Origin of the sequence: Idiomarina sp. UBA4520, assembly GCF_002388365.1 — a bacterium.
Lineage (GTDB): Bacteria > Pseudomonadota > Gammaproteobacteria > Enterobacterales > Alteromonadaceae > Idiomarina > Idiomarina zobellii.
This window is the reverse complement of the sequence record NZ_DGMK01000021.1, coordinates 1-19117: the sequence shown is the minus strand read 5'-3', so window position 1 is coordinate 19117 and position 19117 is coordinate 1. Positions and strand designations below refer to the sequence as shown.

Annotated in this window: 30 protein-coding genes; 23 read left to right on the top strand and 7 right to left on the bottom strand. The window is 45.5% G+C overall.

Annotation, left to right across the window (positions count from 1 at the left end; all coding sequences use genetic code 11):
* The first annotated feature begins 67 nt into the window (after positions 1-67).
* The 6 genes from rplV (at position 68) to B3850_RS10180 (ending at position 3533) form a co-directional block, all read left to right on the top strand.
* Positions 68-400 carry a 50S ribosomal protein L22 gene (rplV, locus tag B3850_RS10205; RefSeq protein ID WP_053954203.1) on the top strand — a complete coding sequence of 111 codons (333 nt, stop codon included), beginning with the start codon at positions 68-70 and terminating at the stop codon, positions 398-400.
* Between the two features lie 10 nt (positions 401-410).
* Positions 411-1091, top strand: a complete 681-nt coding sequence (gene rpsC, locus B3850_RS10200) for a 30S ribosomal protein S3 (RefSeq protein ID WP_053954204.1) — start codon at positions 411-413, stop codon at positions 1089-1091.
* 11 nt (positions 1092-1102) lie between these two features.
* On the top strand, positions 1103-1516 hold the full coding sequence (gene rplP / locus B3850_RS10195) for a 50S ribosomal protein L16 (RefSeq protein ID WP_053954205.1): 414 nt from the start codon (positions 1103-1105) through the stop codon (positions 1514-1516).
* A complete protein-coding gene (rpmC, locus tag B3850_RS10190) occupies positions 1516-1707 on the top strand; it encodes a 50S ribosomal protein L29 (RefSeq protein WP_053954206.1) in 192 nt (63 codons plus the stop codon). Before rplP ends, rpmC begins: the two co-directional genes overlap by 1 nt.
* On the top strand, positions 1707-1970 hold the full coding sequence (gene rpsQ / locus B3850_RS10185) for a 30S ribosomal protein S17 (protein WP_058576141.1): 264 nt from the start codon (positions 1707-1709) through the stop codon (positions 1968-1970). Before rpmC ends, rpsQ begins: the two co-directional genes overlap by 1 nt.
* A 156-nt stretch (positions 1971-2126) precedes the next feature.
* On the top strand, positions 2127-3533 hold the full coding sequence (locus B3850_RS10180) for a hypothetical protein (protein ID WP_058576142.1): 1407 nt from the start codon (positions 2127-2129) through the stop codon (positions 3531-3533).
* Between the two features lie 34 nt (positions 3534-3567).
* On the opposite strand, the gene B3850_RS10175 is transcribed toward B3850_RS10180, so the two are convergent.
* Genes B3850_RS10175 through B3850_RS10150 form a run of 6 tightly spaced genes read right to left on the bottom strand, consistent with a single transcriptional unit; the run spans position 3568 to position 9349 of the window.
* Entirely contained in the window at positions 3568-3945 is a 378-nt protein-coding gene (locus B3850_RS10175) for a Na+/H+ antiporter subunit G (protein ID WP_053954209.1), read from the bottom strand.
* Positions 3946-3957: 12 nt separating this feature from the next.
* A complete protein-coding gene (locus tag B3850_RS10170; protein WP_058576144.1) occupies positions 3958-4227 on the bottom strand; it encodes a K+/H+ antiporter subunit F in 270 nt (89 codons plus the stop codon).
* Positions 4221-4709, bottom strand: coding sequence for a Na+/H+ antiporter subunit E (locus B3850_RS10165; RefSeq protein ID WP_058576145.1), 489 nt, complete (start codon positions 4707-4709; stop codon positions 4221-4223). Before B3850_RS10165 ends, B3850_RS10170 begins: the two co-directional genes overlap by 7 nt.
* Positions 4702-6225 (bottom strand): monovalent cation/H+ antiporter subunit D, encoded by a 1524-nt coding sequence (locus B3850_RS10160; protein WP_273267805.1) that lies wholly within the window; start codon positions 6223-6225, stop codon positions 4702-4704. Before B3850_RS10160 ends, B3850_RS10165 begins: the two co-directional genes overlap by 8 nt.
* Positions 6225-6560, bottom strand: a complete 336-nt coding sequence (locus B3850_RS10155; protein WP_058576147.1) for a Na+/H+ antiporter subunit C — start codon at positions 6558-6560, stop codon at positions 6225-6227. Before B3850_RS10155 ends, B3850_RS10160 begins: the two co-directional genes overlap by 1 nt.
* Positions 6560-9349 carry a monovalent cation/H+ antiporter subunit A gene (locus B3850_RS10150; RefSeq protein WP_286911710.1) on the bottom strand — a complete coding sequence of 930 codons (2790 nt, stop codon included), beginning with the start codon at positions 9347-9349 and terminating at the stop codon, positions 6560-6562. Before B3850_RS10150 ends, B3850_RS10155 begins: the two co-directional genes overlap by 1 nt.
* A gap of 276 nt (positions 9350-9625) precedes the next feature.
* Between B3850_RS10150 and rplN the strand changes: the two genes are divergently transcribed.
* The 17 genes from rplN (at position 9626) to rplQ (ending at position 18120) form a co-directional block, all read left to right on the top strand.
* Positions 9626-9994, top strand: a complete 369-nt coding sequence (rplN, locus tag B3850_RS10145) for a 50S ribosomal protein L14 (RefSeq protein WP_053954214.1) — start codon at positions 9626-9628, stop codon at positions 9992-9994.
* A 10-nt stretch (positions 9995-10004) separates the two neighbouring features.
* Positions 10005-10319 carry a 50S ribosomal protein L24 gene (rplX, locus tag B3850_RS10140; protein WP_286875680.1) on the top strand — a complete coding sequence of 105 codons (315 nt, stop codon included), beginning with the start codon at positions 10005-10007 and terminating at the stop codon, positions 10317-10319.
* A gap of 20 nt (positions 10320-10339) precedes the next feature.
* Positions 10340-10879, top strand: a complete 540-nt coding sequence (gene rplE, locus B3850_RS10135; protein WP_053954216.1) for a 50S ribosomal protein L5 — start codon at positions 10340-10342, stop codon at positions 10877-10879.
* Between the two features lie 11 nt (positions 10880-10890).
* Complete coding sequence (rpsN, locus tag B3850_RS10130; protein WP_053954217.1) at positions 10891-11196, top strand: 30S ribosomal protein S14; 306 nt, start codon at positions 10891-10893, stop codon at positions 11194-11196.
* Between the two features lie 26 nt (positions 11197-11222).
* Positions 11223-11615, top strand: coding sequence for a 30S ribosomal protein S8 (gene rpsH, locus B3850_RS10125; RefSeq protein ID WP_058576150.1), 393 nt, complete (start codon positions 11223-11225; stop codon positions 11613-11615).
* Positions 11616-11629: 14 nt separating this feature from the next.
* The gene (rplF, locus tag B3850_RS10120; RefSeq protein ID WP_053954219.1) at positions 11630-12163 is read left to right on the top strand and encodes a 50S ribosomal protein L6; all 534 of its coding nucleotides are present in this window, start codon (positions 11630-11632) and stop codon (positions 12161-12163) included.
* A 9-nt stretch (positions 12164-12172) separates the two neighbouring features.
* Positions 12173-12526 carry a 50S ribosomal protein L18 gene (gene rplR, locus B3850_RS10115; protein WP_053954220.1) on the top strand — a complete coding sequence of 118 codons (354 nt, stop codon included), beginning with the start codon at positions 12173-12175 and terminating at the stop codon, positions 12524-12526.
* 9 nt (positions 12527-12535) lie between these two features.
* A complete protein-coding gene (rpsE, locus tag B3850_RS10110; RefSeq protein ID WP_053954221.1) occupies positions 12536-13036 on the top strand; it encodes a 30S ribosomal protein S5 in 501 nt (166 codons plus the stop codon).
* Positions 13037-13042: 6 nt separating this feature from the next.
* Positions 13043-13225, top strand: coding sequence for a 50S ribosomal protein L30 (rpmD, locus tag B3850_RS10105; RefSeq protein WP_053954222.1), 183 nt, complete (start codon positions 13043-13045; stop codon positions 13223-13225).
* A 3-nt stretch (positions 13226-13228) separates the two neighbouring features.
* Positions 13229-13663 carry a 50S ribosomal protein L15 gene (rplO, locus tag B3850_RS10100; RefSeq protein WP_053954223.1) on the top strand — a complete coding sequence of 145 codons (435 nt, stop codon included), beginning with the start codon at positions 13229-13231 and terminating at the stop codon, positions 13661-13663.
* A 5-nt stretch (positions 13664-13668) separates the two neighbouring features.
* A complete protein-coding gene (gene secY / locus B3850_RS10095; RefSeq protein ID WP_053954224.1) occupies positions 13669-14997 on the top strand; it encodes a preprotein translocase subunit SecY in 1329 nt (442 codons plus the stop codon).
* Between the two features lie 24 nt (positions 14998-15021).
* Complete coding sequence (rpmJ, locus tag B3850_RS10090; protein ID WP_074668972.1) at positions 15022-15135, top strand: 50S ribosomal protein L36; 114 nt, start codon at positions 15022-15024, stop codon at positions 15133-15135.
* A gap of 118 nt (positions 15136-15253) precedes the next feature.
* On the top strand, positions 15254-15610 hold the full coding sequence (rpsM, locus tag B3850_RS10085) for a 30S ribosomal protein S13 (protein ID WP_053954225.1): 357 nt from the start codon (positions 15254-15256) through the stop codon (positions 15608-15610).
* A gap of 15 nt (positions 15611-15625) precedes the next feature.
* Positions 15626-16015 (top strand): 30S ribosomal protein S11, encoded by a 390-nt coding sequence (gene rpsK, locus B3850_RS10080; protein ID WP_053954226.1) that lies wholly within the window; start codon positions 15626-15628, stop codon positions 16013-16015.
* Between the two features lie 28 nt (positions 16016-16043).
* Entirely contained in the window at positions 16044-16664 is a 621-nt protein-coding gene (rpsD, locus tag B3850_RS10075; protein ID WP_053954227.1) for a 30S ribosomal protein S4, read from the top strand.
* Positions 16665-16689: 25 nt separating this feature from the next.
* Positions 16690-17679, top strand: coding sequence for a DNA-directed RNA polymerase subunit alpha (locus B3850_RS10070; protein ID WP_053954228.1), 990 nt, complete (start codon positions 16690-16692; stop codon positions 17677-17679).
* A gap of 39 nt (positions 17680-17718) precedes the next feature.
* The gene (gene rplQ, locus B3850_RS10065) at positions 17719-18120 is read left to right on the top strand and encodes a 50S ribosomal protein L17 (RefSeq protein WP_053954229.1); all 402 of its coding nucleotides are present in this window, start codon (positions 17719-17721) and stop codon (positions 18118-18120) included.
* Positions 18121-18172: 52 nt separating this feature from the next.
* Here rplQ and B3850_RS10060 read toward each other — a convergent pair whose 3' ends face one another.
* Positions 18173-18958, bottom strand: a complete 786-nt coding sequence (locus tag B3850_RS10060; protein ID WP_286875692.1) for a hypothetical protein — start codon at positions 18956-18958, stop codon at positions 18173-18175.
* Positions 18959-19117: the final 159 nt, after the last annotated feature.

Here is a 19117-nt window from a genome sequence, read left to right as displayed (position 1 = left end):
CCAACCCGTACTTATCGCGGCCATGCTGCTGATAAGAAAGCGAAGAAACGGTAAGAGGTAGAGAGTGATGGAAGCAATTGCTAAACACCAATTTGCCCGCGTTTCTGCTCAAAAGGGCCGTTTGGTCGCAGACCAAATCCGTGGACTTCCAGTAGAAAAAGCACTGGATATCCTGGCATACAGCCCAAAAGCAGCTGCTGGCTTAATTAAGAAAGTTTTAGAGTCAGCAATCGCGAACGCGGAGCACAACGAAGGTGCGGACATCGATGAGCTGAAAGTTGCTAAGATCTTCTTAGACGAAGGTCCTACAATGAAGCGCATCAAGCCACGTGCGAAAGGCCGTGCCGATCGTATCTTTAAGCGCACCAGCCACATTACTGTGGTCGTGTCGGATAGCTAGGAGATAAATTATGGGTCAGAAAGTACATCCTAATGGTATTCGCCTAGGTATCTCCAGACCATGGAATGCAACCTGGTATGCGAATACAAATGAGTTTGCTGATAACCTACACAGTGACCATCAGGTACGTAAGTTCCTGACAAAAGAACTGCGTAACGCATCAGTATCTCGTATCGTTATCGACCGTCCTGCGAAAAGTGTTCGTGTGACAATTCACACTGCACGCCCAGGCGTTGTTATCGGTAAAAAAGGCGAAGACGTAGAAAAGCTGCGTAAACAAGTTCAGAAATTGACTGGCGCACCGTCGCAAATCAATATTTCTGAAGTACGTAAGCCTGAACTGGATTCACAGCTTGTTGCTGATAACATTGCTGGTCAGTTAGAGCGTCGTGTTATGTTCCGTCGTGCAATGAAGCGTGCTGTACAGAACGCTATTCGCTTAGGTGCTAAAGGTATCAAAGTTGAAGTTAGCGGTCGTTTAGGCGGCGCAGAAATCGCACGTACTGAGTGGTATCGTGAAGGTCGTGTACCTCTGCACACATTACGTGCGGATATTGATTACTCGACTTCAGAAGCGAACACCACTTACGGTATCATCGGTGTGAAGGTCTGGATTTTCCGTGGCGAGGTTTTAGGTGGCCTGCCAACAGAAGAAAAGCCAGCTCCTAAGCGCGGCAAAAACCGTAAGTAAGGAGAGACGATATGTTACAACCTAAGCGTACAAAATTCCGTAAGGTTCACACAGGCCGCAACCGTGGTCTGGCGCAGTCTGGTAACAAAGTCAGCTTCGGTTCATACGGTTTAAAAGCAACTGACCGCGGTCGTATGACTGCACGTCAAATCGAAGCAGGCCGTCGTGCAATGACTCGTCACGTTAAGCGTCAAGGTAAAATCTGGATCCGTGTATTCCCAGACAAGCCTATTACCAAAAAGCCTTTAGAAGTTCGTATGGGTAAAGGTAAAGGTAACGTTGAATACTGGGTTGCTCAGATTCAACCAGGTCGCGTTCTGTATGAAATGGACGGTGTTCCTGAAGAGTTGGCACGTGAAGCGTTCCGCTTAGCGGCACGTAAACTGCCTTTCAAAACAACCTTTGTGACTCGGACGGTAATGTGATGAAAGCAAGTGAACTGAAAGAAAAAACCGTTGAGCAGCTGCAAGAAGAATTGCTGAACCTACGTCGTGAGCAGTTTAATCTGCGCATGCAGGCGGCAACTGGTCAGCTGAATCAGACTCACATGATGAAACAAGTGCGTCGTAATATCGCACGTGTTAAAACCATCTTAAATGAGAAGGCAGGTGCGTAATGGCTGAAGAAAAACGTGTTCGTACTCTGCAAGGCAAAGTTGTCAGCGATAAGATGGATAAAACCATCACTGTAGCTGTTGAACGTCGTGTAAAGCACCCGGTATACGGGAAGTACATCACGCGTACAACTAAAGTACACGCGCATGACGAAGACAACCAAGTTAAACAGGGCGATACTGTGATTGTTCGCGAATGTCGTCCTCTGTCTAAGAATAAATCTTGGACATTGGTTGAAATCGTAGAACGTGCAACTGTTGTCTAAACGCAGATAACGAAGTAAAAAATACAAAGGCCTCCCTTGCGGAGGCCTTTTTTTTGATCTAAACCTTTACTTAATGAGTACAAATATCTGAATTTAAACTAGAATTATTTAAGATAATTTGCGTAGTCATTACGCCTTACCTGTAAGGAGACATGTATGTCAAAAAGTCTTTTTTTCGCAGCTACCATGCTTGCTGCGTCTCCGGTGCTTGCGGCTCCGCAAGACGGAGGGTCTGTTAAAGATGAGATTCAAGCTTTAAAAGAGCGTCTGGCTGAGCTTGAACAACGCCTGGCCGAGAAAGAACAAGAGGAAAAGGAAAAAGTCGTTGTTGTAGAGAAACGAAAGGTCTCAGAAGACGCTACGGTTGACGAAAAAACTGAAACTCGCACCGTTGCCTATGATACAGGTGTTCACGCACGATTAGATAAATTAGAGAAGAAAACTGAAGAGAACGAAAACTGGCCTATTAAAATTCATGGTGCGGTGCGTTTTCAATATGAATACAACGACTACAACTCAGGTAATGAAAACAGGGGCGGTGACTTAGACTTTGATATTTTCCGCCTTAACTTTGACGGCGAAATTGGTGACGTGATTCTCTCAGCAGAATACCGTTGGTTCCCTTATATGGACGTGGTTAAGCACGCTTGGTTTGGTTATAACTTTACCGACAATTGGCAAGGCCAGGTTGGTGTAGTTAAAGTACCTTTCGGTAATATGCCTTATAACTCGCACAGTTACTTCTTTAACTCTACATTCTACGTAGGCTTAGAAGACGAGCACGATAACGGCATTCGTTTGCGCTACCGTAGTGACGACTGGCACTTCGATATTGCTTATCATAAGTCAGATGAGCAGGGTGGCGTTGATGGCTCTACCAGTGACCGTACAGCTCGTTATAACTATGACACTGTAGGTGTTCGAGCTCCGGGACAGGGGGCTTATGATACGCCGGCGCTACCAATTGGCGAGAGTAATAGTTATGCGCTGCGTGGTGCGCATATTTTCAGTTTCAGCGACGATCATAATTTAGAAGTCGGTTTGTCCGCTCAAGGTAACAATTATTACTCCGGAAGTGCTGCTGACGGTTTCTCTGCGTTACAGCAATTTGAAAACCAAAATGTTGGTAACCGCTTCGCATGGGGCGCACATGGTAACTACAATAACGGCCCGTGGAATGTGCAACTCCAATATGCCGATTACGAGTATGACTTAGAGGTTGAGAATACAGGCGTTTATATGGGGGCTTATGCCTACTACGACGCAATTCCAACTGAAGCGAAAATCTACACAGGTAACGTTGCATACACATTACCGGTAGAAATAGGGCCAATTACCAGCCTGACATTCTACAATGACCATAGCATTATTACCGACAAAGCAGGCTATCAAGATGATACTTGGATGAATGTTCTGGGTGTCGCAGTAGCAGCAGGTGGCGGTTTTTACACCTATGTCGATTTTGTTAGAGCGAAAAACCAACCTTTCATAGGTGGTAACATTGCAACCGATGGTGGTGAGGTTAATAACCGCTTTAATATCAACTTTGGTTATTACTTCTAAAAGAAGTCTACTTGAAGAAATTAAAAACCGACTCTCAGGAGTCGGTTTTTTCATGCTCGTAAGCATCACCTTCTTTGCGAAAATCTCTGGTTTTATGGAACATCTTAAGTTCTGTATGTAAAGCCGCTTTGGCCATTATATGAGCGCTAATAGGTGCGGTTAAGAATAGAAAGATAGCAATGAGTAGTTCACTCAAAGACAGTCCATTTTGCAGGCTCATTACAATAATTGTGGCGATAACAATACCGCCAATACCGAGGGTTGTGTTTTTTGTTGGTGCATGCAGTCGGGTAAAGAAGTCAGGCAGGACTGCGAGTCCTAAAGAACCGATAAACGCAAAGATTGCGCCTAGTAAGATAAAGAATCCAACCAGCCATTGACTCCATACGGGTAATTCGTTTAATGCATCCATAATGTGAGCCCTTTATTCGATGAGGTCGCCGCGTAGGAGAAATTTACCTGCGGCAATAGTGCCAACAAAGCCAAACATCGCAATGAGCAGTGCGGCTTCGAAATAGGTTTGAGTATTTTGATAAAGCCCAAGCAATAAAAGTAATGCCAGAGAATTTATGTAAATGGTATCTAGCGCCAGAATTCTATCCGGCAGATCAGGCCCTTTTACGAGTCGCCAGAAATTCATCAGTATAGCCAGGCTAAACAGCAAAAAAGCAATTTGCAGTAATGTACCTAACATTGGAATATCTCCTTTAATCTGCGCTCGTAGCGGTGACGGATAGTTTCAATTACCTCATTGGGGTCTTCCTCTGAAAAAGCGTGTATCAAAATGCCTTTTCTCCCACGAGTGATTTCACAAGAAACCGTACCTGGCGTTAGCGTTATGGTACTGGCCAGAATAGTCACCGGTAGCTCTTCTTTCATATCCAATGGAAATACAAAGAAAGCGGGTTTGATAGAGCGCCGTTTTCCTACGATAAGTACTGCAACTTTAAAGTTCGCAATAATAATGTCATAGAGCAGAATAAAGAAATAAACAACAGCAAGGTGCGGTTTCTTCACTTTTGCGAAGTTTGGCCAAGCTGGTTTGAATAAAATGGGAATAAACAAAGCGAAGATTATCCCAAGTAAGAAAACGCCCGGGCTTACTGAGTTAAACAATAAAAGCCAAATAATCAGCAAGAAAAGGCTTAACATAGGTGCCGGTAACAGTTTATTCATCTGACACCTCCGGTGCTTTTAAAACCCATTTAGGATAGTCTTCCGTACGCTCGAGCTGCTCAGCAACAGACTGAGTATATTGCTGTATTGGGTGTGCGAATACGGTCATTAGTAACGACAATAATAACAAACTGGCTAACGCAGCGCGTTTGCCTAGCGGAGCAGACTGTTCAGACGGCTTACCCGACAAAGTGTGCCAAATCATTTTGCTGCCTGCTCGAGTAACGGCCACCAGCATAATGAAAGTGGCGCCTATAATGGCAGCCCATAACCAAAAGTTATGTCCGTTCGCACTAGCCGACTCCAGAATCATCAATTTACTGACAAAGCCAGAGAGTGGCGGAAGCCCGATAACGGCAACGGCCGCAACCAGAAACATAACTGCATAGGTTGAATGGTTTGCCATCTGTTTGCCTGACACGATGCGAGAAGCGGTTTTGCCTCTTTCAAATGCCATAACATCAGCAAGCAAGAACAGTGCACCAGTGACAAATGTTGAGTGCACTAGATAAAAAAGTGCAGCACCAGTTGTTTGAGTGGAGAATAGGCTATAAGCCGTTAAGATGGTGCCCACAGAGATAACGACTAAATAAGCGACCATTAAACGCAAGTCGCGTGCAGCGAGAATTCCTAAGGCGCCCGCTAACATTGTCAGTAGCCCCATCACCCATAACCAGTCGTGGGCAACAAGGGCTAGCTCGTTGGCATCAGCACCAAATATCAACGTATAGACACGAATTATTGAGTAAACCCCGACTTTCGTCATTATTGCAAACAGAGCTGCAACGACACCGCTGGTTGTTGAGTATGCCTGAGGTAGCCAAAAATGGAGTGGTAGCAACGCGGCTTTTAACCCAAACACAATAAGCAACATAAGAGCACCGGCTTTTGCGAGCATGGCCTGATCGCCACTTAACGCTTGTATTTTAACAGCCATGTCGGCCATGTTCAGAGTGCCGGTTACACCATATAAGGTGCCAATAGCAATTAAGAAAAGTGCAGAGCCTAAAAGGTTCAACAAGACGTAGTGTAAGGTAGCTCTTACACGAAACTTACCGCCGCCGTGCATAAGTAGGGCATAGGAGGAGATGAGTAACACCTCGAAGAAAACAAACAGGTTAAATAAGTCGCCTGTTGCGAAAGCCCCCATAATGCCCATAATTTGAAACTGAAACAGCGCATGGAAATGCGAGCCAAGATTATCTTCCGAGTAGCAGCCGTAAACGAGCACAGGAAGTGCAAGTATGGCAGTAAGCAGCATCATCATGGCACTGAGCTTATCGACCATAAGAACGATGCCAAAGGGCGCCTCCCAGTTACCCAGCAAGTAAACCAACATTTCTTGTGAATTTACTTCAGTCACCAGGAAAGCACTTGCCACAAGCGTCAGTATGCTTGCTGAAAGACCAATCGCACGCCGTTTAGGTTGCGGTCGATCACCCCATGGTAACAACTGCAGTAACGCAGTAAATAACGGAATAAGAATTGGGAGTATCGCTAGGTGTTGCTGCCACATCAGCGGTTATCCTCCGAGTTACTGTCACTGACTTCGTCTGTACCGACTTCGCCCCGCGTTCTTACGGCTAAAATAATGGAATAAGCAGTCATTGCGAAACCTATTACAATGGCGGTCAAAACAAGCGCTTGTGGCAACGGATCTGCGTAAGAGTCAGATGTGCCTAATATAGGAGCGCCATCTATGGTTAAACGGCCGGTGGAAAATAGAAATAAGTTAACGGCGTAAGACAGCATAGTAATTCCTACTACGACAGGAAAAGAGCGCCCTCTAAGAATAAGAAAGACGCTACAGGCCGTAAGAATGCCGACGGTGACTGAATATAACGTTTCCATTAGTTGCCCTCGTGAGTTGGACGATGGCGTGTCGTCATTTTGCCAAAATTACTGAGAATCATCATGGTGGCACCTATAACGGTGAGGAATACGCCTAAGTCGAATAGCAGTGCCGTTGCAAACTCCCATTTACCAACGACGGGCCAGTCTAAATATGTAAACCAGCTAGTGAGAAACGGCTTGTTAAAGAGCCAGCTTCCAAGACCTGTTAAGGCGGCAATCATGACACCTATAGACATAAGCGACTGGTAATTTACATTGAATCGCTCTTTGACCCAGTCAACGCCGTTTGCCACATACTGAAGAATCATGGCTGACGCTGCGATAAGCCCGGCAATAAAGCCACCACCCGGCAAGTTGTGGCCACGCAGGAAAATATAAGCTGCAACGACCATCGCCATGGGTAAGACCAAATTAGCGACGTTAGTGAGCATGAGCGGGTGCTTTATTCTATGCCATGGACGGCCGTCGACATCGCTGGATGGCATAAAGGGTTTAAGCTTATTAAGTAGCTTATGTATCCCTGCCGCAGCAATGGCTAAAACCGTTATCTCGCCTAATGTATCAAAGCCACGAAAGTCGACCAGAATAATGTTTACAACATTGGTGCCGCCACCGCCGGTTTTTGCGTTAGCAATAAAGAAATCAGAAATTGATTCTGCCGGTGTGGTTAGAATGGCGAAATTTAAGGTTGCTACAATTCCACCAATAAAGCTCGCAATTATAATATCGCGAAAGACTCGGTGGCCACTTGATGCCCGGTTAGTTTTCTGTGGCATAAAAAAGAGTGCCAGAATCATTAAAATAATGCTGACAACTTCGACCACTAATTGAGTCATGGCTAAATCGGGCGCAGAAAAATGAGCAAATGCTAAAGAGACCATCAAGCCCACAACAGAAAGCATCATTAGCATTACAAAACGGTTGCGGTGTAGTGTTGCAGTGCCAAAAGCAGCTCCAATTAACACGATGGCCCCAACCATAGAAACGGTATCAATGGATTGTTGTGGAGAGCTTCCTGTGATGGCACTAATATCGATAAGCGAAGGCAGTAATATGACAATGACACTTATCAAGACAAACGCCATATAACGCTGTAAAGATCCGGTATCTAGCTTGTCGAACAGTCGTGATGAAGCGTCACTGGCTTTTTGGACCAGTCGTTCGAAGTTATGTTTTGCGTCCTGGCCGTCAAACTGTCTGTTAAAAGTAAACAGTTGGTCTCGGGCAATATATATGAGTATACCCGCTACAACGGCTATTGCGCTCATTAGTAACGGAATATTAAAGCCATGCCACAGAGACAATTTAACTTCTGTTTGTGAGTGGGTCACGGCAGTAACGGCAGAGTTTAAAATCTCCGACACTATTGGCATAGGTGCAAGACCGATGACAATACAAAGTAGAGCTAATAAAGCAACCGGCGCTGACATCATTCGCGGAGGGTCATGAGGTTGTTTCGGCAGCTCCTTATATTCACCGTTAAAAAACACATCGTGAATAAAGCGAATAGAATAAGCGACAGAAAGCGCAGCACCAACCGTAGCTAACACAGGAATAAACCACGAGAGGCCACCGAATAAATGTTGCTGTGCTGTTTGGTCAAGGAATAATTCTTTCGATATAAAACCATTAAATGGCGGAATGCCCGCCATAGAAGCGGCGACGACCATAGCTAATGTTGCTGTTAAAGGCATGAGCCCCATTAACCCCTGGAGCTTTCGCATATCACGGGTACCTGACTCATGATCAATAATACCCGCCGTCATAAATAATGCAGCTTTAAAGCAGGCGTGGTTAATAATATGAAACATTGCCGCAATAACGGCTGCTTGGGTGCCGATGCCCAACAGCATACAAATTAACCCAAGGTGACTGACTGTCGAAAATGCAAGCAAACCCTTTAAATCATGTTTAAGTAACGCAAAGTAAGCGCCTACTAACATGGTGATTAGCCCGGTAACGGTAACAATGGTCAGCCAAAGTTCTGTGCCTGCCATGACCGGGTGGAACCTTGCCAATAGAAATATACCCGCTTTTACCATGGTAGCAGAGTGTAAGTACGCACTGACTGGTGTTGGCGCTGCCATTGCGTGTGGCAACCAGAACTGGAATGGAAACTGTGCTGACTTAGTGAAGGCGCCTAGCAATAAAAGAACAAGAGCTGCGGTATAGTATTCGTGATTTTTTATAACCTCTGCTGAGGCAACGATATCGTCAAATTGGTAGCTTCCTGCAATATTCCCGATAATTAGCAAGCCGGCTAGCAGAGCCAGTCCGCCGGCTCCTGTGGTTGCAAGTGCCATGCGGGCACCACGGCGGGCATCGCTGCTATGAAACCAGTAACCAATAAGCAGGAATGATGAAATGCTGGTAAGCTCCCAAAATGCCCACATAAGCAGAATATTGTCCGCCATAACAATGCCAAGCATCGAGGCCATAAAAAGCAGGAGACAGGCGTAGAATCTTGAGTCGTCATCCTCGTAGGAGAGGTAATAGTGAGCGTAGCCGACAATAAGGACGCCAATTCCCAGTATCAATGAACAGAACAAAAGGGAGAGACCGTCAAGACGAATGGCAAAATCGAGCCCAATAGACGGCAGCCACTCTATAAAGTGTTTAGGAGTATCTCCGGATAAAGTCTGTGGCGCATAGCTGAGTAATATAGCTATGCCAGTTAGTGGTATAAGCAGTGTAACGCCGGTTTTTATCAGTCGTGGCGTTTGTTTTAGTAATAAAGGTAGTAATGCACCAAATAGTGGCGCCATGATGATAATGAGTAAATTCATAGGCTCATCCGTTGTCCCATTGCTAACGCTTTTGTAGCCACTAACCAAATGAAAATTAACTGTAAACGAGGTACGAATTTACCATTTTAACGGATGACTGCCAATATAATCTCGTCTGTTATAATCCGTTGTTCATCCAGTCTTACGAAAAAAAGTGAGATTGCCCTACCACATCTAATTTTTATCTGTTACAATTCGCCGCCCTTTTTATAAGGGAAAAACCAAAGGCAGCACGACCCGAGAGGGTCTGTTTTTTTAACTAAGCGGGGCACTGAAATGATCCAAATGCAAACTACCCTGGACGTTGCCGATAACTCCGGCGCGCGCAGCGTACAATGTATTAAGGTTCTAGGTGGTTCGCACCGTCGCTACGCAAACATCGGCGATATCATCAAAGTTACTGTTAAGGAAGCAATTCCGCGCGGTAAGGTGAAGAAAGGTGATGTTGTGAATGCGGTGGTCGTTCGCACCAGAAAAGGCGTCCGTCGTCAAGACGGGTCGGTCATCCGTTTTGACCGCAACGCGGCTGTGTTGTTGAACAGCAACCAACAGCCCATTGGCACTCGTATCTTCGGTCCGGTAACTCGTGAGCTGCGTTCAGAGCAGTTTATGAAGATTATCTCGCTGGCACCAGAAGTACTATAAGGAGTCAATTATGGCGGCAAAAATTAAACGTGATGACGAAGTAGTCGTCCTGGCAGGTAAGGACAAGGGCAAGCAAGGCAAAGTCCTGAAAGTTCTTACTGATAAAGATCGCGTTATCGTCGAAGGCGTTAACGTAGTCAAGAAACACCAGAAGCCAAATCCGGCTTTAGGTGAATCTGGCGGCATCGTAGAACAAGAAGCACCAATTCATGTTTCTAACGTTGCGATCTTTAATCCAGAGACAGGTAAAGCAGATCGTGTTGGTTTTCGTACTGAAGACGGGAAAAAAGTCCGTTTCTTCAAATCGAACAACGCAATCATTTAATTCAAACTTGGAGTTTTACGATGGCGAAACTGCATGATTTTTATAGAGAATCGGTAGTTCCTGGACTGATGAAAGAGTTCAGCTACAACAGCGTCATGCAAGTCCCTCGGATTGAAAAAATCACCCTTAACATGGGTGTTGGTGAAGCTCTGGCTGACAAAAAAGTACTTGATAATGCAGTCGCAGACTTAGAGGCCATTTCTGGTCAAAAGCCTGTTCGTACTGTTGCACGCAAGTCTGTCGCCGGCTTCAAAGTCCGTGAAGGCTTCCCGATTGGCTGTAAAGTAACTCTGCGCGGCGAGCGCATGTGGGACTTTTTGCAACGTTTAATCTCGATTGCAATCCCACGTATCCGTGACTTCCGTGGCCTCAACCCTAAATCGTTTGACGGTCGTGGTAACTACAGCATGGGTGTTCGTGAGCAGATCATCTTTCCGGAAATCGACTATGACAAAGTCGACAAGGTACGTGGTCTGGATATCACCATTACCACTAATGCTGGCACAGATGACGAAGCTCGTGCTTTGCTAGCTGCCTTTAACTTCCCGTTCAGAAAGTAAGGTGTAGAGTTATGGCAAAACAGTCAATGAAAGCGCGTGACGTGAAGCGAGCTAAAATCGCTTCAAAATACGCAGAAAAACGCAACGCACTGAAAGCGGTCATTAATGACGTAAATGCATCAGACGAAGAGCGTTGGGAAGCAGTTCTGAAATTGCAGAAGCTCCCACGTGATGCCAGTCCGTCACGTCAACGTAACCGTTGTCGTATAACTGGTCGTCCTCATGGTTTCCTTCGTAAGTTCGGCATGAGCCGTATTAAGGTCCGTGAGATGGCGATGCGCGGTGAAATTCCTGGCTTGAAAAAAGCTAGCTGGTAAGCCACGAATCACGGGAGAAAGCAAATATGAGCATGCAAGATCCAATTGCGGATATGTTCACACGCATTCGCAACGCTCAAGGTGCTAATAAAGTAACGGTAAAAATGCCGTCTTCTAAGCAGAAAGTGGCGATTGCTGAAGTTCTGAAAGAAGAAGGTTTTATTACGGGTTACAGCGCTGAGAGCACTGCTAAACCTGAGCTTGAAATCGAATTGAAGTATTTCGAAGGCAAGCCAGTAATTGAATCAATCGAGCGCGTTAGTCGCCCTGGTTTGCGCATCTATAAGAAGCGCAACGAGCTGCCTAACGTAATGGGTGGCCTTGGCATCGCAGTTGTTTCGACGTCTAAAGGCCTGATGACCGATCGTGCCGCTCGCCAAGCTGGTCTTGGTGGCGAAATCATTGGTTACGTAGCGTAATTAGGAGGTAGGAAATGTCACGTGTTGCTAAAGCACCTATTGAAATTCCTGCTGGCGTTGAAGTTACGCTAAATGGCCAGGAAGTCACGATTAAAGGTGCTCAAGGCTCACTGAGTCGTGTTGTTAACGATGCAGTTGAACTGGTTAAAGAAGAGAGTGAATTACGTACAAACCCTCGTGAGGGTGTTGCTAATTCAACAGCTCAAGCTGGTACAGCTCGCGCATTGTTGCAAAACATGGTGGTCGGAGTCACTAAAGGATTCGAACGTAAGTTACAGTTGATGGGTGTTGGTTACCGTGCGCAAGCACAAGGTAAAAAACTAAACCTGACGCTAGGCTTTTCGCATCCTGTGGAGTTCGAAATTCCTGAAGGAATTACTATCGAAACTCCGACTCAGACTGAAGTCGTCGTTAAAGGTGCAGATAAGCAGTTAGTCGGTCAAGTTGCCGCTAACATTCGCGCATACCGTAAGCCAGAGCCTTACAAAGGTAAAGGTGTACGTTATGCTGACGAGCAAGTGCGCCGTAAAGAAGCCAAGAAAAAGTAGGGTAATACGATGGACAAGAAAGCAGCTCGCTTACGTCGTGCTACTCGCGCACGTAAACAAATTGAAGAGTTGGGTGCAAATCGCCTGGTCGTTCACCGTACACCACGGCACATTTACGCACAGTTGATCGCACCTAACGGTTCTGAAGTGCTGGCAGCCGCATCGACTGCAGAGAAAAGTGTTCGCGAAGGGCTTAAATCTACGGGTAACGTAGACGCAGCCAAAGTAGTGGGCAAAACTATCGCTGAACGAGCGATTGAAAAAGGCGTTAAAAGCGTTTCTTTTGATCGTAGTGGTTTCAAATACCACGGTCGCGTAGCAGCTTTGGCTGACGCAGCTCGTGAAGCCGGACTTCAGTTCTAGGAGACGAACATGGCAAATGTAGAAGCTCAAAATGGTGAACTGATTGAAAAGTTGATTACAGTTAACCGTGTAGCAAAAGTTGTTAAAGGTGGTCGTATCTTTAGCTTCACTGCACTGACTGTAGTTGGCGACGGTAAAGGAAAAATCGGTTTTGGTTATGGTAAAGCGCGTGAAGTTCCTGCTGCTATTCAAAAAGCAATGGAAAAAGCACGTCGCAATATGGTTACCGTTCAACTGAAAGGCGAAACTTTACAGCATCCTGTTAAAGGACGTCACTCAGGTTCACAAGTATACATGCAGCCTGCGTCTGAAGGTACGGGTATCATCGCCGGTGGTGCGATGCGTGCAGTACTAGAAGTTGCAGGTGTTCATAACGTGCTGTCAAAAGCATATGGTTCAACCAACCCAATCAACGTTGTTCGTGCCACTATTAAGGCTCTGAACGACATGAAGTCGCCAGAACAAGTAGCGGCTAAGCGTGGATTGCGCGTTGAAGAGATACTGGGGTAGTGAACAATGGCGAAAAAGACAATCAAAGTAACACAGACGCGTAGCTCTATCGGTCGTTTACCGAAGCATAAAGCTACACTACGTGGCTTGGGTCTCCGCCGCATTGGTCACACAGTAGAGTTGGAAGACACTGCTGCAGTCCGCGGTATGGTGAACCAAGTAAATTACATGATTAAGGTGGAGGGATAAACGATGGAATTAAATAATCTTTCTCCCGCACCTGGTGCAAAAAGCAGCAAAAAGCGCGTTGGACGCGGTATTGGATCAGGTCTGGGTAAAACCGGTGGTCGTGGTCACAAAGGGCAGAAATCTCGCTCTGGTGGCAGCGTGAAACCAGGTTTCGAAGGCGGTCAAATGCCAATCCAGCGTCGTCTGCCTAAATTTGGTTTCACTTCTCGCAAGGCTATGACCACTGCGGAATTGAACTTGGCAGAAATCGCGAAAGTCGAAGGTGATGTTGTAGATTTAGCAACGTTAAAAGCTGCGGGACTAATTCGTAAGAACATTTTGGCTGCTAAAGTCATTAAGTCAGGCGAAATTAGTCGTAAAGTGACTGTTAAAGGTCTTAAAGTCACCAAAGGCGCTCGCGAAGCTATTGAAGCTGCTGGCGGAAAAATCGAAGGATAGAGCAAATGGCTAAACCAGGATTGGAATCAAATCGAGCGCAAGGTGGCTTGTCGGAACTTAAGCGTCGCCTGTTGTTTGTGTTAGGAGCGATTATCGTTTTCCGAGCGGGCTCCTTTGTGCCTATTCCTGGTATTGATGCCGCTGTACTCGCTCAGTTATTCGAACAGCAAAAAGATACCATCGTTGCCATGTTTAACATGTTCAGCGGTGGTGCCTTAGAACGCGCATCAGTATTTGCATTAGGTATCATGCCGTATATCTCGGCTTCAATTATTATGCAGCTTGCAAGTGTGGTTCATCCTCGCTTAGCTGAAATTAAGAAAGAAGGTGAGTCTGGTCGTCGTAAGATAAACCAGTATACGCGTTGGGGTACTTTAATACTGGCTACGTTCCAGTCGATAGGTATAGCTACTGGCTTACCTAACTTAATGCCAGGGTTAGTTATCGATCCTGGTTTCGGCTTTTACTTTACAGCTGTAGTAAGCTTGGTTACTGGAACAATGTTCCTTATGTGGCTAGGCGAGCAAATTACTGAACGAGGTATTGGTAACGGTATCTCTATCCTGATATTTGTGGGTATTGTAGCAGGGTTGCCCTCGGCTATTGGTCAAACATTTGAGCAAGCACGCCAAGGCGATTTGCACTTGCTGTTATTGCTATTGATTGGGGTTGTTGTTGTTGCAGTCACTTACTTTGTTGTTTTCGTAGAACGTGGTCAACGTCGTATCGTTGTTAACTACGCAAAGCGTCAACAGGGTCGTAAGGTATTTGCAGCTCAAAGTACGCATTTGCCATTGAAAGTAAACATGGCCGGCGTTATACCTCCAATCTTTGCATCGAGTATTATTTTGTTTCCGGGAACCATCGCTACCTGGTTTGGTTCAGGCGAAGGAGTTGTTGCTGACTTTTTACAACAAGTCTCAATGACATTGTCTCCCGGTCAGCCGCTTTATGTGTTATTGTATGCGGCTGCAATTATTTTCTTCTGTTTCTTCTACACTGCGTTGGTATTTAACCCGCGTGAGACAGCTGACAACTTGAAGAAATCCGGCGCTTTCATTCCGGGCATTCGCCCAGGTGAACAAACGTCGCGTTATATTGACAAAGTAATGACTCGCTTGACTTTAGCAGGTGCTCTGTACATTACCTTTGTCTGTTTGGTTCCTGAGTTTATGATGATTGCTTGGAACGTTCAGTTCTACTTCGGCGGTACATCGTTATTGATTATCGTGGTTGTCATCATGGACTTTATGGCACAGGTACAGACTCATATGATGTCTAATCAATATGACTCTGTGCTTAAAAAAGCTAACCTTAAAGGCTACGGTCGATAAGGTTGGGTAGAACGGAGAGTAGCAATGAAAGTTCGTGCTTCCGTGAAGAAAATCTGTCGTAACTGTAAAATCATCAAGCGTAATGGCGTAGTACGCGTTATTTGCTCTGATGCAAAGCACAAACAACGACAAGGTTGATTCGAAGGAAAGGTCGGCGGCTTAATGTCGCCGCCTTGAAGTATTTGCAATTCGGCAATCGGTTGAGTATCCTAACGGGCTTTTCAACTGATGCCTACAAATTAAAGGAGACGTGTTAGTGGCCCGTATCGCTGGCATTAACGTTCCTGACAATAAACATGCAGTTATTGCCTTAACTGCTATCTATGGTATTGGGCGTACTCGCTCGCAGCAAATTTTAGCTGCAACGGGTATTGCTGAAGATACTACGATTGGTTCATTGTCAGAAGACAAACTGGACGCGCTTCGTGACGCAGTGTCAAAATTCGCAGTCGAAGGTGACTTGCGTCGTGAAGTATCTATGAACATTAAACGTTTGATGGACCTCGGGTGTTTCCGTGGACTTCGTCATCGTCGCAGCCTTCCTCTACGTGGACAGCGCACTAAAACAAATGCGCGCACCCGTAAAGGACCGCGCAAACCAATTAAGAAGTAAGGGGGGGATTGAGTAATGGCTAAAGCACCGACTCGTTCTCGCAAGCGCGTTAAAAAGCAAGTCGCCGATGGCATGGCTCACGTGCATGCATCTTTCAACAACACCATCATCACCATTACTGATCGCCAGGGTAACGCATTAGCGTGGGCTACCGCAGGTGGATCAGGCTTCCGTGGTTCACGGAAATCAACGCCGTTTGCAGCACAGGTTGCAGCAGAACGTGCAGGTGAAATGGCGAAGGAATACGGACTGAAAAACCTGGAAGTATTTGTGAATGGTCCAGGCCCAGGTCGTGAATCATCGATTCGTGCCCTGAACGCCGTTGGTTACAAAATCACAAATATTACCGATGTGACACCGATTCCTCACAACGGTTGTCGTCCGCCTAAGAAACGTCGCGTTTAAGGCGTGAATCGATAGTTGGAGAAAGATCATGGCAAGATATTTGGGTCCTAAGCTCAAGCTGAGCCGTCGCGAAGGAACGGATTTGTTCCTTAAGAGCGGCGTTCGCGCAATCGATTCTAAATGTAAGATCGAAACTGCACCAGGACAACACGGCGCGCGTCGCGGTCGTTTGTCAGACTACGGTGTTCAGTTGCGCGAGAAACAGAAAGTTCGTCGTATGTATGGCGTTCTGGAAAAGCAATTTCGTAACTACTACAAAGAAGCAGCTCGACTGAAAGGCAATACTGGTGAGAACCTGTTGCAGTTGTTGGAACAGCGCTTGGATAACGTAGTGTATCGTATGGGTTTTGCGTCAACACGCGCTGAAGCTCGTCAATTGGTTAGTCACAAAGCAGTTGTTGTGAATGGCCAAGTAGTGAATATTCCATCGTTCAAGGTTCGTCCTGAAGATGTCGTTTCTGTTCGCGAAAAAGCGAAAAAACAGGCACGTATCGGAGCAGCACTGGAACTTGCGGAACAACGTGAGAAACCAGTCTGGATAGAAGTAGACAACAACAAAATGGAAGGTCAGTTTAAGCGTCTTCCAGAACGTAGTGACTTGTCTGCTGAAATAAACGAACAGTTGATCGTAGAGCTTTACTCTAAGTAAGGCTTAAGCATAGAGAGAGGACACAATGCAGGGTTCTGTTACCGAATTCCTAAAGCCGAGGTTAGTCGACATCGAGCAAATTAGCCCGACTCATGCCAAGGTTACACTGGAGCCTCTAGAACGCGGCTTTGGTTATACACTGGGTAATGCGTTACGTCGCATTTTACTATCGTCAATGCCAGGTTGCGCAGTGACTGAAGTTGAAATCGACGGCGTGCTGCATGAATACAGCAGTAAAGAGGGTGTTCAAGAAGATGTCATCGAAATTTTGTTGAACCTGAAAGGGCTGGCAGTCAGCATCGAAGGTAAAGACGAAGCTACGTTGACCTTGAATAAATCCGGAGCAGGTCCTGTAACCGCAGGCGATTTCACTCACGATGGTGATGTAGAAATTGTTAATCCAGAGCACGTTATTTGTCACCTTACCGGTGATTACGAGCTTAACATGCGTGTTAAGGTCGAGCGTGGTCGTGGATACGTTCCTGCAGCATCACGTCAGTCAGCTGACGATGATGAGCGTCCAATCGGTCGTCTGTTAGTTGACGCTTCGTTCAGCCCAGTAGAACGCATCGCATACTCTGTAGATGCGGCTCGTGTTGAACAGCGTACTGACTTAGACAAGCTGGTTATCGAAATGGAAACCAATGGTACGTTGGATCCAGAAGAAGCTATTAGACGTTCTGCTACTATTTTGGCAGAACAGCTAGATGCTTTCGTTGAACTTCGTGATATCAGCGAGCCGGAAGAAAAAGAAGAGAAACCGGAATTCGATCCGATTCTTCTTCGTCCGGTTGACGACTTGGAATTGACTGTTCGGTCTGCGAACTGCTTGAAGGCAGAAGCGATTCAGTACATTGGTGACTTAGTACAACGTACCGAAGTTGAGCTGTTAAAAACGCCTAACTTAGGTAAGAAGTCGTTGACTGAAATTAAAGATGTGTTGGCATCACGTGGTTTGTCTCTGGGTATGCGCCTGGAAAACTGGCCACCTGCTAGCTTAATTGAAAACGACTAAGGTCACCTTAGTAAAAGATTTACTGAGAAGGGTATAGGTATGCGCCATCGTAAGAGTGGTCGTCAACTAAATCGAAACAGTAGCCATCGTCAGGCGATGTTCCGTAACATGGCAAGTTCGCTAGTTCGCCATGAGATTATCAAAACGACGTTGCCAAAAGCTAAAGAGCTGCGTCGCGTGGTGGAGCCATTGATTACATTGGCTAAACAAGACAGCGTTGCTAATCGTCGATTAGCTTTCGCACGTACGCGTGACAAAGAAGTCGTTGGTAAACTGTTTAATGAATTAGGCCCGCGTTATGAAGAGCGCGCAGGCGGTTACACTCGTATTATGAAGTGTGGCTTCCGTGCAGGTGATAACGCACCTATGGCTTACATTGAATTAGTTGATAGACCAGAAGTAGAAGAAGTTGAAGAAGTAGTTGAAGAAACTGCTGAGTAAACGAATTAAAAAGGCCAGCTTAAAGCTGGCCTTTTTATTATGCATTTTTCAATTATTTGTTATAAACAGCGGCTAACTCTTTTTGTTCCAAATGCCCCTTATCAACAAGCCACTGTAGTCTATTTTTGTCTAATCCAGAGTTTTTAGCTTCAACGGCTAGCAGTTTCCACTGTTCTTTAGAAATGTAAGCTTCAGATTCTGTTCCCCGCAGACTTGTGAAAAAGTCCTTTATACCATTTAGGACATAATCAGCCGACTCAGGGATAAGTTTCAACGTACTTATTACCGACGATAATAAGTTTCCGGAAGAACTTTCATGGGCTGTCCTCATTATTGATTCAGAATATGAAGGATGGTTTTGCAGGGTAACAGTTAGTAAGCTATCCGCCTTTTCCGGTGAGTGAGCAATAGCGAGAGATAAAATATCATCAATATAAGCTGGCTCAGTTTCGATAGCTGTTTGAACTATCATCTCCGCATTACCCGGGAAGTAGGTTAAAGCAGTTTCGACGACACTGTAAGTGACAGCAGGTTCAGCTTGGATAGCTGCCACTATAATGGCTTTCTTCTTATTCGGCGTTAAATCGAAAGCAGCGGATACAATATAACTAGCGTGCTCTGGATAGTTATTAACAAGTATTCGCACGGTTCGCATTATTGATAAGTTTTTGTTTAAGTGATTTTCAATTATCGAGGTATAAGTCTTTAAAAGCTTTGCTTCTTTTGTTGATGACATTTGCGCTGAATTGGGCTCCGCAAATGATACTGACGGCAAGCCTGTTAGGGATATACCCAATACACTTAGCGCTAAAATATAATTATAGTAGTTACGGCGCATAGTTAGTTATTCCCCTTTAATTCATTTACAGACCTAATGTTTGAGTAATAAGTGTAATGATAGTTCAAGTAAAGATACACTAACTTAACATAGGTGTTTAAAAAATCACCTTTTTTATCTTTTTTCTCCTTTCTAAAAAAAAGATCTTGAAAGGGCACA

What these genes read in the sequence shown, in the direction of transcription:
- rplV (WP_053954203.1), top strand. Translation starts at nt 68, where the DNA reads ATGGAAGCAATTGCTAAACACCAATTTGCCCGCGTTTCTGCTCAAAAG.
- rpsC (WP_053954204.1), top strand. Translation starts at nt 411, where the DNA reads ATGGGTCAGAAAGTACATCCTAATGGTATTCGCCTAGGTATCTCCAGA.
- rplP (WP_053954205.1), top strand. Translation starts at nt 1,103, where the DNA reads ATGTTACAACCTAAGCGTACAAAATTCCGTAAGGTTCACACAGGCCGC.
- rpmC (WP_053954206.1), top strand. Translation starts at nt 1,516, where the DNA reads ATGAAAGCAAGTGAACTGAAAGAAAAAACCGTTGAGCAGCTGCAAGAA.
- rpsQ (WP_058576141.1), top strand. Translation starts at nt 1,707, where the DNA reads ATGGCTGAAGAAAAACGTGTTCGTACTCTGCAAGGCAAAGTTGTCAGC.
- B3850_RS10180 (WP_058576142.1), top strand. Translation starts at nt 2,127, where the DNA reads ATGTCAAAAAGTCTTTTTTTCGCAGCTACCATGCTTGCTGCGTCTCCG.
- B3850_RS10175 (WP_053954209.1), bottom strand. Translation starts at nt 3,945, where the DNA reads ATGGATGCATTAAACGAATTACCCGTATGGAGTCAATGGCTGGTTGGA.
- B3850_RS10170 (WP_058576144.1), bottom strand. Translation starts at nt 4,227, where the DNA reads ATGTTAGGTACATTACTGCAAATTGCTTTTTTGCTGTTTAGCCTGGCT.
- B3850_RS10165 (WP_058576145.1), bottom strand. Translation starts at nt 4,709, where the DNA reads ATGAATAAACTGTTACCGGCACCTATGTTAAGCCTTTTCTTGCTGATT.
- B3850_RS10160 (WP_273267805.1), bottom strand. Translation starts at nt 6,225, where the DNA reads ATGTGGCAGCAACACCTAGCGATACTCCCAATTCTTATTCCGTTATTT.
- B3850_RS10155 (WP_058576147.1), bottom strand. Translation starts at nt 6,560, where the DNA reads ATGGAAACGTTATATTCAGTCACCGTCGGCATTCTTACGGCCTGTAGC.
- B3850_RS10150 (WP_286911710.1), bottom strand. Translation starts at nt 9,349, where the DNA reads ATGAATTTACTCATTATCATCATGGCGCCACTATTTGGTGCATTACTA.
- rplN (WP_053954214.1), top strand. Translation starts at nt 9,626, where the DNA reads ATGATCCAAATGCAAACTACCCTGGACGTTGCCGATAACTCCGGCGCG.
- rplX (WP_286875680.1), top strand. Translation starts at nt 10,005, where the DNA reads ATGGCGGCAAAAATTAAACGTGATGACGAAGTAGTCGTCCTGGCAGGT.
- rplE (WP_053954216.1), top strand. Translation starts at nt 10,340, where the DNA reads ATGGCGAAACTGCATGATTTTTATAGAGAATCGGTAGTTCCTGGACTG.
- rpsN (WP_053954217.1), top strand. Translation starts at nt 10,891, where the DNA reads ATGGCAAAACAGTCAATGAAAGCGCGTGACGTGAAGCGAGCTAAAATC.
- rpsH (WP_058576150.1), top strand. Translation starts at nt 11,223, where the DNA reads ATGAGCATGCAAGATCCAATTGCGGATATGTTCACACGCATTCGCAAC.
- rplF (WP_053954219.1), top strand. Translation starts at nt 11,630, where the DNA reads ATGTCACGTGTTGCTAAAGCACCTATTGAAATTCCTGCTGGCGTTGAA.
- rplR (WP_053954220.1), top strand. Translation starts at nt 12,173, where the DNA reads ATGGACAAGAAAGCAGCTCGCTTACGTCGTGCTACTCGCGCACGTAAA.
- rpsE (WP_053954221.1), top strand. Translation starts at nt 12,536, where the DNA reads ATGGCAAATGTAGAAGCTCAAAATGGTGAACTGATTGAAAAGTTGATT.
- rpmD (WP_053954222.1), top strand. Translation starts at nt 13,043, where the DNA reads ATGGCGAAAAAGACAATCAAAGTAACACAGACGCGTAGCTCTATCGGT.
- rplO (WP_053954223.1), top strand. Translation starts at nt 13,229, where the DNA reads ATGGAATTAAATAATCTTTCTCCCGCACCTGGTGCAAAAAGCAGCAAA.
- secY (WP_053954224.1), top strand. Translation starts at nt 13,669, where the DNA reads ATGGCTAAACCAGGATTGGAATCAAATCGAGCGCAAGGTGGCTTGTCG.
- rpmJ (WP_074668972.1), top strand. Translation starts at nt 15,022, where the DNA reads ATGAAAGTTCGTGCTTCCGTGAAGAAAATCTGTCGTAACTGTAAAATC.
- rpsK (WP_053954226.1), top strand. Translation starts at nt 15,626, where the DNA reads ATGGCTAAAGCACCGACTCGTTCTCGCAAGCGCGTTAAAAAGCAAGTC.
- rpsD (WP_053954227.1), top strand. Translation starts at nt 16,044, where the DNA reads ATGGCAAGATATTTGGGTCCTAAGCTCAAGCTGAGCCGTCGCGAAGGA.
- B3850_RS10070 (WP_053954228.1), top strand. Translation starts at nt 16,690, where the DNA reads ATGCAGGGTTCTGTTACCGAATTCCTAAAGCCGAGGTTAGTCGACATC.
- rplQ (WP_053954229.1), top strand. Translation starts at nt 17,719, where the DNA reads ATGCGCCATCGTAAGAGTGGTCGTCAACTAAATCGAAACAGTAGCCAT.
- B3850_RS10060 (WP_286875692.1), bottom strand. Translation starts at nt 18,958, where the DNA reads ATGCGCCGTAACTACTATAATTATATTTTAGCGCTAAGTGTATTGGGT.